The sequence below is a fragment of the Thermodesulfobacteriota bacterium genome (genome assembly GCA_040758155.1).
Lineage (GTDB): Bacteria > Desulfobacterota > Deferrimicrobia > Deferrimicrobiales > Deferrimicrobiaceae > UBA2219.
In genome coordinates, this window is the sequence record JBFLWB010000090.1 from 1 (window position 1) to 11245 (window position 11245).

Consider the following 11245-nt stretch of genomic DNA (forward strand, 5'->3'; position numbering starts at 1 on the left):
ACTTTAACGGAAGTTCTCAGGAACGTCCCCGTTCTGCTTATCCGGTCACCACCACCGCCACAGGGAGATGATGAAAAGGACGGCAAGCACCAGGAACAGGTTCATGTATGCCATGAAATAGAAGCCCTTCAGGTGCGGCGGCTTGGCGGGGCGGGTGCCGGTATCGACGAGCTTCTTCACCGCCGGGAGGCGAAGGATCCGGTCCTCCCCGTGCGGCGCCAGTTCCAGCGCGCCGGTCAGATCGAATCCCGCCTTGTGCTTTCCGAGGTGGACCCCACCCTTCCAGAGGCGGCTGGCCGACGCGTCATAGATGATCCCTTTATAGGCGAACAGCGCGGGCGTTCCGTTCTCGCCGGTGAACGCGGCGAGCTCCTCCGGGGTCAGCTCCACCTTGTCCGGACTCGCCTCCCGGCGGGCCTTCAGGCGCGGCCCCACGACGAAGGTCACGAGGAAGGCGGTGGCCGCCATCACCAGAAAGATGCCGATCTTGATCGTCAGCAGGATCCCGAACCGGGTGTGGAAAAGGGCGTCAAGGGACGGGATCCGCAAGTACGTCAGCACGACCCCCGTGACCGCGATCGAGACGATGCAGCTCCATCCGAGCAGGAGCTCTCCCCGAGGCAGCCCCCGGGAGGCGTATGCAGGCTTGAGCAACAGGTGGACGTAAAGGATGGTGCCGAACCAGAGCACAGCGGTGAACAGGTGAAGGAAGCCGGCGGTGAAGCGCACGGCGCGCCGGGCCGCGGAGGGAGGCGCCGCCCTCCCCGCCGCGGACTCGGCGGCCAGGAACTCCTTCCCGGAGGCGTTCAACTCGCCCCCGCCTCCCGGGTCCACATGGCACCCGGAGCAATCCTTCCCCGTCCGCTCCGCCATCTCCTCCGTCGCCCGCGCCGCCCCCGGAAGGAGGAGCGCCGGAAAGAGGAGCGCCAGGAGAAGGAGAACGCCCCCGGCGCGCCGTCCGACCAAGTGGATCAATACCCTTCGACGCTGGGGGTGCGTTTCCCGCGGTCCTCGAGGGAGGACCCGAACAGCGCCCAGAAGTAATCCTCCTGGCTGCCGGCGAACCGCTTCTTCCCGCCGGCCATGTTCTCCCCGGCGAGCTGCCCCTGCTTGATGGCGCTGCGCCAGCCGAAGTTGATCCGGCTCTCCCCGCTCTTCTTGTCCTTGAACTCGGCGCAGTCGCCCGCAGCGTAGACGTCGGGAAGGCTCGTCTGCAGGTACTCGTCCACCAGGACGCCCGAGGCGATCGCGATGCCGCTCCCCGCCAGGAAACCGACGGCGGGGACGCGCTCGGTGGCGACGACGACCAGCGAGCAGTTGATCGTCTCCCCGTGCCGGGTCTGGACGGTCAACGCGTCCTTTCCTTTTTCCTGCACCTCGATGATGTCGTCCCCGTCCTTGATCCGGGCGCCCCGGTTGCGGACCTCGTCGAGGATGCTCGCCTCGAGCTCTCCGGCGATCGGGTACCCGGGCCGGGGCTGTTTCGGCTGGATCCAGACGACCTCCTTCTTCGCCTTCCGAAGCGCCCGGCACCCCTCGATGGCGAGGTAACCCGGGCCGTAGACCACCGCGGGGCCGGGCCTGGCCGCGAGCTCCTTGATGGCGATGGAGTCCTTCCAGGAGTCGAAGATCTGGATCATGGGGGTATCCTTGCGGAGGACCGCCGGGACGCTGGGCTTCCCGCCCGTGGCGACGAGCAGGCGGTCGTATCCCTCCTCCGTCCCGTCGGAGAAAACCACCTTCCGGACCGACGGCTCCAGCCGGACGGCCGTCTTCCCGTGCGCCACCCGGATCAGCATCTCCTGGAGGTCCTTCCCCTGCGGGTCGAGCGTGTTCTCGGCGCTCGCGTCGCCGAGGATGAAGTCGGGCAGCAGGGGACGAAGGTACGGCGCCGCCTTCTCCTCGGTGACGATCAGGATCTCGGCGTCGGGCTTTGCCTTCCGAACCGTCTTCGCGGCGGCGATTCCCGCGGGGCCGCCCCCCAGGATCAGGTATTTCATGTCGCACCTCCTCAAGGGTTGTCGGCACGGCCCCCGAAACGGGGACCCGTGCGCCGTGCTACGGCACCAGTATCCCGGCTTTCGCCGCCCGATGCCTTGACCTGCGTCAAACCGGAAAACGCATTATAGCCATTTCCTCTTCCGGAAATAGAAGAGCATCCCCGCGGCGACGGCCGCCATGACCAGCAGCGCCGCCGGGTATCCGTAACCCCAGCGCAGCTCCGGCATGTTGAACGGGGATGCGTCCGGATCGAAGTTCATACCGTAGATGCCGACGATGAAGGTGAGCGGGATGAAAAAGGACGCCACGATCGTGAGCACCTTCATCACCTCGTTCATCCGGTTCGAGACGGCGGACATGTACTCGTCCACCAGCCCCGACGCCATCTCGCGGAACGTCTCGACCATGTCCATGAGCTGGACCGTGTGGTCGTAGCAGTCGCGCAGGAACACGCGGGTCCCCGGGCGGATCAGGGAATGTTCATCGGTCATCAGAAGGTTCATCGCGTCCCTCGCGGGCCACAGCGCGTGCCGCACGGCGAGCAGCTCCCGCTTAAGACGGCGGATGGCGGCAAACGTTTCCGGGACGGGGGAAGCGACGACCCGTTCCTCCATCTCCTCGACCGCGTCCCCCAGCCGCTCGAGCGTGGGGAAGAACGCGTCCAGCACGGCGTCGCACAGCGAATAGAGCAGGTAATCCGGCCCCTCGGAACGGATCCGGCTCTTCCCGTTCCGCAGCCGATCCCGCACCGGTCCGAACGAATCGACCTCCCGCTCCTGGAAAGAGATCACGAGGTGGGACGAAAGGAAAAACGATATCTGTTCCGGAGGTTCCGGGTACCGGACCTCCCGGAGGACCACCAGCAGGTGGTCGCCGTACCACTCCACCTTGGGCCGCTGGGGGACGTTCAGCACGTCCTCGAGCGCCAGCGGGTGGATGCCGAACCGGTCGCCGATCGCCCGGACGACGCCGGGGTCGGAAAGACCCACGACATCCAGCCACAGGACCCCCCTCTTCGGCAGCGCCAGCGACGGGATGTCGGGAACGGCGATCGCCCGCTCCTCGCAGCGCTCCTCGTCGTAGGTGAACATCTTCAGCCGGACCGGGAAGCCGCCCGCTTCCGCGTGCGCCGCAAGGGTGCCGGGCGTCGTGCCCGGAGGGTGGTACCGCTTCCTGCGCCTCTTCGACATGCGACGCCCTCCGCGGATTCCGATTTCGGGTGCTTTCAATATACTTATACCAGAGTTGTCCCGGACAGGGATGCCGGGTAAAACGGCGGTCCGCACCGCCCGCCCGGTGCGCGGGAGCGCCGCGAATATGGGATAATGGCAGGTATGAATCGCCGCGGGCCCGCTTTCCTTCCCGCCTTCCTGATCGCCTTGTGCCTGCTGGCCGCAGGCGTGTACAGTTGCGCGGTCAACCCGGTCACGGGGCGCTCCGAGCTGGCGATCGTCTCCTTCACGGAAGAGGAGGAGGCGGCCCTCGGCGCGCAGGCGTACGTGCCCGCCGTCCAGCAGCAGGGCGGGTTCTACCGCGACCCCGAGCTGGAGGCGTACGTCCAGGAAGTGGGGATGCGGATCGCCCGGGTCTCGCACCGCCCGAACCTGAAATACAGGTACCGCGTGCTGAATTCTTCCGTCCCGAACGCCTTCGCGCTGCCCGGCGGCTTCATCGTCATCAACCGGGGGCTGCTCGTCGGCCTGTCCAACGAGGCGGAGATGGCGGCGGTCCTGGGCCATGAAACCGCCCACGTGACGGCGAAGCACTCCCTGGCCGGGTACCAGAGGGCCGTCGCGGGCAACGTCCTGCTCTCCGGCGTTGCGCTTGTCACCGGCGGCTCGCAGGGGGCGCAGGCGCTCTCCGGGATCACCGCCGGCCTCATCCAGAGCGGCTTCTCCCGGGAGCAGGAGCGGGAGGCGGACTGGCTGGGGATCGACTACATGGTCAAGGCCGGGTACAACCCGAACGGGGCGGTGCAGCTCCAGGAATATTTCTACAAGCAGTTGGAGGGAAGCAAAAACCCCGCGTTCGTGGAGGGGCTCTTCCGCACCCATCCGTTTTCGAAGGAGCGGCTCGAGGCCGCCCGCGCGCGGATCGCGCAGAGATACCCGGAAACGGTGAAGAACCCGAACTACACCTATAACGAAACGGTTTTCCAGCAGAAGACGACCCGCCTGCGGCAGGCGCAGAAGGCCTACGAGGTGTCGGACCAGGGAGACAAGCTGTTCAAGGAGAAAAAGCTCGACGCGGCGCTGGGGAAGTACCGGGAGGCCGAGCGAATGGAGCCGGGGCAGGCGCCGTTTCCTTCCTCCATCGGAAGCGTGTATCTCGCCCAGAAGAATTACCCGGCCGCGGAGGCGGAACTGCGGAAGGCGATCGACCTCGACGGGGAGCTTTTCGAGCCGCGCATCCTGATGGGGGCGCTGCGGTACCAGAAAAAGGAGTACAAGGCGGCGATCCCGGAGCTGGAAAAGAGCATGGAATTGATACCGACGAAGGAAGCGGCGGCGATGCTTTCGAAATCTTATGAAGCGACGGGCGACGCCGCGAAGGCGAAGAAGTACGCCGATATGGCGAAATAGGGGCAGCGATTTGCCGAACGAAGAATTCATACCGAAATGGATCGCCTGGGAGGTCACCGGGCGCTGCAACTTGAACTGTATCCACTGCCGCGCGTCGGCGAACATGGAGTCGCACGACACGGACTTCTCCACGGAGGAAGCCAAGGCGCTCCTCGACGACATCGCGGAGGTTTCGAAGCCGGTCCTGGTCCTTTCCGGCGGGGAGCCGCTGCTGCGCAAGGACCTCTTCGAGATCGCGAAGTACGGCACGGACAAGGGCTTCCGGATGTGCATCGCCACCAACGGGGTGCTCGTCACGGACGAGATCGTCGGGAAGATGAAGGACGCGGGGATCCGGATCTGCTCGCTTTCCCTCGACGGCTCCACAGCGGCGGTGCACGACGACTTCCGGCAACAACCGGGCGCCTTCGAGGCAACGCTGCGGGCCGCGGAGACCTTCAAGCGCAACGGGATGCAGTTCATCGTCAACTCCTCGTTCGCGAAGCGCAACCAGCACGACATCGCGGCCACCTGCAAGCTGGCCAAGTCGATCGGCGCGCACGCCTGGTACATGTTCATGATCGTCCCCACGGGGCGCGGGCAGGAGATCATGAGCGAGCTGATCAGCAAGGAGGATTACGAGGAGATCCTGGAGTGGCACTACCAGATGGAGAAGCAGGAGGCGGAGATGCTCGTACGCCCCACCTGCGCGCCGCACTACTACCGGGTTCGGCTGCAGAAGATGAAGGAGGAGGGGGAGAAGTTCACTCCCCGGTCGCTGACCTTCTCCACCGGCGGCGGCAAGGGATGCATCTGCGCCCAGTCGATCTGCTTCATCGACTCGAAGGGGAACGTCCAGCCCTGCTCCTATTTCCCCGTGGCCGCGGGGAACGTGAAGAAGCAGAAATTCGCGGAGATCTGGCACAGCTCGGAGCTGTTCCGGTCGCTTCGGGATTTCGAGAAGTACAAAGGGCGCTGCGGCGAGTGCGAGTTCCGCAACGTCTGCGGCGGATGCCGCGCGCGGGCCGACGCGGTGCGGGAGGACTACCTCGAGGAGGCGCCGTTCTGCAGCTACATACCGCTTAAGACTCGGAAGCGGCTCGATACGGCGCAGCAGGGAGAAAAGCCCCCGGCGTGACCGCCGGGGGTCTTTCGATCCCTACACCCGTTTTCCCGGCATCGCCTCGAGCGGCCTGATGATCTCGCCCATGATCCGCGCCGTGGGCGTCTCCGCGTAGTGCTGGACGAACGCCTTTCCGGCGTCGCACGCCTCGGCGATCTTCGGGTCCATGGGGATCGCGCCCAGGAAGGGCACCTTCATGTCCTGAGCGATCTTCTTCCCGCCGCCGGAGCGCAGGATCGGGGTGACTTCCCCGCAATGCGGGCAGGCGAACCCGCTCATGTTCTCCACGACCCCGAGCACCGGAAGCTGGATGAGGCGGCAGAAGGATATGGACTTGCGGACGTCCACCGACGCGACCTTCTGCGGCGTGGTGACGATCACCGCCCCGTCGAGGTTTCCGCTGCCGAAGATCTGAACGACCGACAGCGGCTCGTCGCCGGTCCCGGGCGGGGAATCGATGACCAGGTAGTCCAGGTCGCCCCACTCCACGTCCTTCACGAACTGCTTGATCGCGGTGTTCTTCATCGGGCCGCGCCAGACGACGGCGTCGTCCTGGTTGCGCAGGAAGAAGCCGATGGACATGACCTTCATGTCCCCCATCGGGATCGGGAGCATGGACCCGTTGGAGGAAGGAAGGGGGGACTGGTTCTCGAGCCCGAGCATCGTGGGGATGCTCGGCCCGTGGATGTCGACGTCCATCAGCCCGACGCGCTTTCCCGCCAGCATCAGCGACGCCGCCAGGTTCACCGCCACCGTGCTCTTCCCGACGCCGCCCTTGCCGGACATCACGACGATCTTGTGACTGATGCGGCAGAGCCGGGACTGCAGCTTCTGGCGCTCCAGGAAGTCCGCTTCGCTCTCGTTTCCTTGACGTTTGGATGCGTCGCAGGCGTTCTTCTGGCCGCACGCGTCGCACTTGTCGGACGGATTGCCGGAACTCATTTCCTCTCCTTCCCGCAATTCAAAGAATGGTCCCTACTCGTTATCGAGGCCGCACGAACCGGCGTTGGGGCAGCCGCCGCATCCGCCGCTGGGCAGCCCGATCTTGGCCCACGGATCCTCTCCCTGCTTCACGGGCTCCCAGCCGCCGCCCGGGCCGCTGTGATCGCCCCGGGTGATGAACCCGCTGCCGCCGCTGATCAGGCGGTGCGGCTTCTTGCCGCACTCGGGGCACTTGCTCACCGGCTTGTCGTTGATGGACTGGCTGCGCTCGAAGCGGTGGCCGCACGAGCCGCATTCGTACTCATACGTGATCATGGGGTGTTCTCCCTTTCTTTACCATGTCGAGGTCGATATGGCGGTATTCCGGTTTCCTGAAGGTTTGCAGGCCCGAACGATTCAATTTTACTATACCTTTGAGCTATGCGGCAACAGTCGCGGCCCTTCCCTCCCCCCGGCGAAGGCGATCCCTCGCTTTCCGCCGCACCGTGTTAAAGTAGATGCTTGCTCCACATCCAAGGTGTCGGGCGCGCCCCTGGTCGCGCCCGTTCTCCCGTAACCGAGGTCGAAATGGCGGATTATCGATTCCTGAAGGCGTGCCGGCGCGAACCGGTGGACTGCACTCCCGTCTGGATCATGCGGCAGGCGGGGCGCTACCTCCCCGAGTACCAGAAGGTCCGCGGGTCGAACTCCTTCCTCACCCTGTGCAAGACTCCCGAACTGGCGGCGGAGGTCACGATCCAGCCCGTCGAGCGGCTCGGGGTGGACGCCGCGATCCTGTTCTCCGACATCCTCATCCCCGTCGAGGCGATGGGGGTCCCCCTCGAGTTCCACGACAAGAAGGGGCCGATCCTGGGCAAGGCGATCCAGAGCCAGCGCGACGTGGACGGCCTCCGCGTCCCCGATCCCGAGGAGAAGGTCCCCTTCGTGATGGAGACGATCCGCATCCTCCGGAAGGCGTTCGAGGGGAAGGTGCCGCTCATCGGCTTCTCCGGCGCCCCGTTCACGCTGGCCTCCTACATCGTCGAGGGCGGCACGTCGAAAAACTTCATCCAGCTCAAGAAGCTGATGTACCAGGCGCCCGAGGTCTACCGGGCGATGATGGAGAAGATCACCCGGACGGTGACGGCCTACCTGAACGCGCAGATCGCCGCGGGGGCGCAGGCGGTGCAGATCTTCGACACGTGGGCGGGGATCCTCACCCCCGGCGATTACGAGGAATACGCCCTCCCGTTCACCCGCGCGGTGCTGGCGGGGCTGAACCGCAAGGGCATCCCCGTGATCCATTTCGCCAACGACTGCGCCACCCTGCTCACCTCCATCAAGACGCTTCCGGTGGACGTGATCGCCGTCGACTGGAGGATCCCGCTGGACGTCGCCGCGATGGTCGTGGGCCCGGACAAGGCGCTGCAGGGGAACATGGACCCCACGATGCTGTTCCACCCGCCGGAGAAGATCGAAGAGTGCGTCCGGGAGGTGCTGCGCCGCGGGGAGAAGGCCGCCTCGCACATCTTCAACCTGGGGCACGGGATCCTGCCTCCCACCGATCCGGAGAACGCGATCGCCATGGTCGAGGCGGTCCACCGGATCGGGCGGAAGGCGTGACCGCTTCTCCGGCCGCCCCGCAGCATGGCCCGGACGTCGTCCTCGGCGGGATGACCGTCAGGAGCGTCCCCCTGACCGGCGTGGTGCTCCTCAACATGGGGGGGCCCGACGCCCTGAACGCCGTGCGCCCCTTCCTCTTCCGTCTCTTCTCCGACCGGGAGCTCATCCCGCTGCCGGCCGGCGCGGTCACCCAGCCGGTCTTCGCCTATCTCGTCGCGGCGCTGCGCGCGCGCAAGGTGCGGGAGTACTACCGGGAGATCGGCGGCGGCTCCCCCATCGGGACGCTCACGGAGAACCAGCGGGCGGCGCTCGAGAAGGCGCTCCGGGCGACCGGCGGGAATTTCCGGGTCTACGTGGGGATGCGGTACTGGCACCCCCTTTCGAAGCACGCGGCGCTGGAGATGAAGGACGACGGCGTCACGCATGCGATCGCCCTGCCGCTGTACCCGCAATACTGCCGCGCAACGACCGGCTCCAGCCTGAAGGACCTGCGGCGATGGCTCCATTGGGCGGGATGCTCCTTCCCGGTCACCGAGGTCCGCTCCTACCCCGAGCACCCGAAATACGTCGCCGCCCTGGCGGAAACGGTCTCGCGGACGATCGGGGGGATCGACCGGGAGGGGATGTTCCTCCTTTTCAGCGCGCACGGCGTCCCGCAGGCGCTCATCGACGGCGGAGACCCGTACCGGGCCGAGACGGAGGCGACCGTGGCCGCCGTGATGAAGTCGTTCCCGGGCATCCCCCACGCGCTCTCCTGGCAGAGCCGGGCGGGGCGCGCCGTCTGGCTTTCCCCGGACACCGTGGACGAGGTGACCCGGCTCGCCCGGGAGAGGGTCCGCACGCTGGTCGTCGTCCCGGTGAGCTTCGTCTCCGACCACATCGAGACGCTCCATGAGCTCGATATCCGGCTCGCGGCCCACGCGCGGGAAATGGGTATAAAATCGTTTCTGAGGGCGCCCGCGCTGAACGATTCGCCGGCGTTCATCGACGCCCTGAAGGACATCGTCCTGCAGACCACGTGAAAGGAAGCGTCTGAAAATGCCGCGGATCGTCATCATCGGGGCCGGCCTCTCGGGGCTTTGCACGGCGCATTACCTCATCAAGAACCTCTCCGCACAAGGCAAGGACGCGGAGATCCTCCTGCTCGAGGCCGACGGCGTCCCGGGCGGGAAGATGCGCACGATCCGGCAGGACGGCTTCAACCTGGAATGGGGCCCGAACGGCTTCCTGACGAACAAGCCGTACGGGATGGAGCTGGTGAAGGACCTGGGAATCGAGGAACGCGTCGTCCGCTCCTCCGACCAGGCGCGCAAGCGGTTCATCCTCTCCGAGGGGGTGCTCAAGCGGCTGCCGGAAACGCCGGTCGCCTTCTTCCGCTCCGACCTGCTCTCCATCCCGGGCCGCATCCGGATCATGGGGGAGCTGTTCGCCCCGAAGGCGCCGGTGAACGTCGACGAATCGCTGGGCGATTTCACGCGGCGGCGCATGGGGCCCGAGGCGCTGGAGAAGCTGATCGACCCGATGGTCACCGGAATCTATGCCGGCGATCCGGACAACATGTCGCTGCGCTCCTGCTTCCCGCTGATCTACAACCTGGAGAGCAAGTACGGCGGTCTGGTCAAGGGGATGCTCGCGCTGAAGCGGGAGCGGGCGAAGCAGGGGGTGAAAAGCGAGATGTCGGCCGGGCCCGGAGGGGTCCTTGTCTCCTTCGACGGCGGCGTGCAGACGCTGGCGGACATCCTTGCCTCGCGGCTGGCCGACGGCCTCCACATGAACGTCTCCGTCGACCGGGTCGAGCGGCGGAACGATAAATATCTTCTTCACATCGCGGAGAAAGGGGTCCGGGAGGAGATGGAGGCCGACGTGCTGGTCGTCGCGACCGCCGCCTTCGACGCGTCGCGGATCCTCGCTCCCCTGGACGGGGAGCTGGTCGACGCCCTGAACGCGATCCCCTACTCACCCATAACGGTCGCCGCGCTGGGATACGATGCCGCGACGCTTGGGAACCCGCTCGACGGGTTCGGCTTCCTCATCCCGCGGGGAGAGAAGCGGAAGATCCTCGGGGCGCTGTGGGACTCCAGCGTCTTCCCGAACCGCGCCCCGCAGGGGAAGGCGCTCCTGCGGGTGATGCTGGGCGGCGTGCGCGCGCCCGAGCTGGCCTCCCTGCCCGAGGGGGAGCTGGTGGCCATCGCGCGGAAGGAGCTGTCGGACATCATGGGGATCTCCGCCGAGCCGGTCCTGGCCCGCAGCTTCTTCCACGACCGGGGGATCCCGCAGTACCTCGTCGGGCACGGGGCGATCCTGGAGCGGATCGACGCCCGGCTGGCGGCGCTGCCCGGGCTGCACCTGAACAGCAACGCCTATCGCGGCATCGCGCTGAACGACTGCGTCCTGCAGTCGCGCCTGGCCGGGGAGCGGATCGCGCAGGCGCTCTGATCCGCGCCCGCTCCGCGGGCGCCGGACGGGTTATTTCCCCCCGTACGCCCTCGCGTCGATGAACGGCAGCGCGCCCCCGGTCACGTTGGGCATCACGCCGTTCCACTTCCGGATCGCCTCCTGCATCGCCTCGATGCGCCGCAGCTCCACCAGGTCCGGGGTGATGTTCTGCCGCTGCAGCCGCAGCGCCTCCGCCTCCGCCTGCGCCGCGGCGATCTTCTGCTGCGCTTCGATCTTGATCCGGTCGAGGTCGCGCTGCGCCTTCAGCGCCATCTGCTCCGCGGTCTGCTTGTTCTCGATGGCCTGGGTGAACTGGGCGCTGAACTTGAAGTTCACGATGGAGACGTCGACGACGGCGATGTTGTAGTCCAGCAGGCGGCTTTTCAGCACCTCCTTGATCTCCGAGCGGACCTTCTCGCGGTTCGTGATCAGCTCGACGGCCGTGAACTTCGCCGTGACCGCCTTGACCACCTCCTGCGTCACCGGGTCGATCACCCGCTCCCTGTAGGCCGTACCGATGTTCTGGAAGACCCATCCCGCCTTGTCGGGAATGATGTTGAAGTTCACTGCGATCGTGGAG

11 protein-coding genes are annotated in these 11245 nt (G+C 66.3%); 5 read left to right on the forward strand and 6 right to left on the reverse strand.

Going from position 1 to position 11245, the window contains the following annotated elements:
- Positions 1 to 45 precede the first annotated feature (45 nt).
- The 3 genes from AB1346_05340 to corA form a co-directional block, all read right to left on the reverse strand.
- Positions 46 to 966 carry a CopD family protein gene (locus AB1346_05340; GenBank protein ID MEW6719852.1) on the reverse strand — a complete coding sequence of 307 codons (921 nt, stop codon included), beginning with the start codon at positions 964 to 966 and terminating at the stop codon, positions 46 to 48.
- Positions 967 to 971: 5 nt separating this feature from the next.
- The gene (locus tag AB1346_05345; GenBank protein MEW6719853.1) at positions 972 to 2000 is read right to left on the reverse strand and encodes an FAD-dependent oxidoreductase; all 1029 of its coding nucleotides are present in this window, start codon (positions 1998 to 2000) and stop codon (positions 972 to 974) included.
- Positions 2001 to 2123: 123 nt separating this feature from the next.
- Positions 2124 to 3191, reverse strand: coding sequence for a magnesium/cobalt transporter CorA (gene corA, locus AB1346_05350; protein MEW6719854.1), 1068 nt, complete (start codon positions 3189 to 3191; stop codon positions 2124 to 2126).
- Positions 3192 to 3335: 144 nt separating this feature from the next.
- On the opposite strand from corA, the gene AB1346_05355 reads away from it, so the two are divergent.
- Together AB1346_05355 and AB1346_05360 are read left to right on the forward strand one after the other, a co-directional pair.
- The gene (locus AB1346_05355; GenBank protein ID MEW6719855.1) at positions 3336 to 4583 is read left to right on the forward strand and encodes a M48 family metalloprotease; all 1248 of its coding nucleotides are present in this window, start codon (positions 3336 to 3338) and stop codon (positions 4581 to 4583) included.
- Between the two features lie 10 nt (positions 4584 to 4593).
- Positions 4594 to 5700: a radical SAM protein gene (locus tag AB1346_05360; protein ID MEW6719856.1), complete on the forward strand. Its 1107-nt coding sequence runs from the start codon at positions 4594 to 4596 to the stop codon at positions 5698 to 5700.
- Positions 5701 to 5721: 21 nt separating this feature from the next.
- Here AB1346_05360 and AB1346_05365 read toward each other — a convergent pair whose 3' ends face one another.
- Positions 5722 to 6627 (reverse strand): Mrp/NBP35 family ATP-binding protein, encoded by a 906-nt coding sequence (locus tag AB1346_05365; GenBank protein ID MEW6719857.1) that lies wholly within the window; start codon positions 6625 to 6627, stop codon positions 5722 to 5724.
- 33 nt (positions 6628 to 6660) lie between these two features.
- Positions 6661 to 6942: a zinc ribbon domain-containing protein gene (locus AB1346_05370; GenBank protein ID MEW6719858.1), complete on the reverse strand. Its 282-nt coding sequence runs from the start codon at positions 6940 to 6942 to the stop codon at positions 6661 to 6663.
- Between the two features lie 252 nt (positions 6943 to 7194).
- On the opposite strand from AB1346_05370, the gene hemE reads away from it, so the two are divergent.
- The 3 genes from hemE to hemG are packed head-to-tail and all read left to right on the forward strand — an operon-like array spanning position 7195 to position 10665.
- A complete protein-coding gene (gene hemE / locus AB1346_05375) occupies positions 7195 to 8229 on the forward strand; it encodes a uroporphyrinogen decarboxylase (GenBank protein MEW6719859.1) in 1035 nt (344 codons plus the stop codon).
- Complete coding sequence (hemH, locus tag AB1346_05380) at positions 8226 to 9251, forward strand: ferrochelatase (GenBank protein MEW6719860.1); 1026 nt, start codon at positions 8226 to 8228, stop codon at positions 9249 to 9251. Before hemE ends, hemH begins: the two co-directional genes overlap by 4 nt.
- A 16-nt stretch (positions 9252 to 9267) precedes the next feature.
- Positions 9268 to 10665 (forward strand): protoporphyrinogen oxidase, encoded by a 1398-nt coding sequence (hemG, locus tag AB1346_05385; GenBank protein MEW6719861.1) that lies wholly within the window; start codon positions 9268 to 9270, stop codon positions 10663 to 10665.
- Positions 10666 to 10695: 30 nt separating this feature from the next.
- On the opposite strand, the gene AB1346_05390 is transcribed toward hemG, so the two are convergent.
- On the reverse strand, positions 10696 to 11245 hold a 550-nt coding region (locus AB1346_05390; protein MEW6719862.1), incomplete at its 5' end, for a prohibitin family protein.

Bases quoted from the DNA above. Each gene is read 5' to 3' on its own strand.
- AB1346_05345 (MEW6719853.1), bottom strand. From the start codon at position 2,000: ATGAAATACCTGATCCTGGGGGGCGGCCCCGCGGGAATCGCCGCCGCG.
- corA (MEW6719854.1), bottom strand. From the start codon at position 3,191: ATGTCGAAGAGGCGCAGGAAGCGGTACCACCCTCCGGGCACGACGCCC.
- AB1346_05355 (MEW6719855.1), top strand. From the start codon at position 3,336: ATGAATCGCCGCGGGCCCGCTTTCCTTCCCGCCTTCCTGATCGCCTTG.
- AB1346_05365 (MEW6719857.1), bottom strand. From the start codon at position 6,627: ATGAGTTCCGGCAATCCGTCCGACAAGTGCGACGCGTGCGGCCAGAAG.
- AB1346_05370 (MEW6719858.1), bottom strand. From the start codon at position 6,942: ATGATCACGTATGAGTACGAATGCGGCTCGTGCGGCCACCGCTTCGAG.
- hemE (MEW6719859.1), top strand. From the start codon at position 7,195: ATGGCGGATTATCGATTCCTGAAGGCGTGCCGGCGCGAACCGGTGGAC.
- hemG (MEW6719861.1), top strand. From the start codon at position 9,268: ATGCCGCGGATCGTCATCATCGGGGCCGGCCTCTCGGGGCTTTGCACG.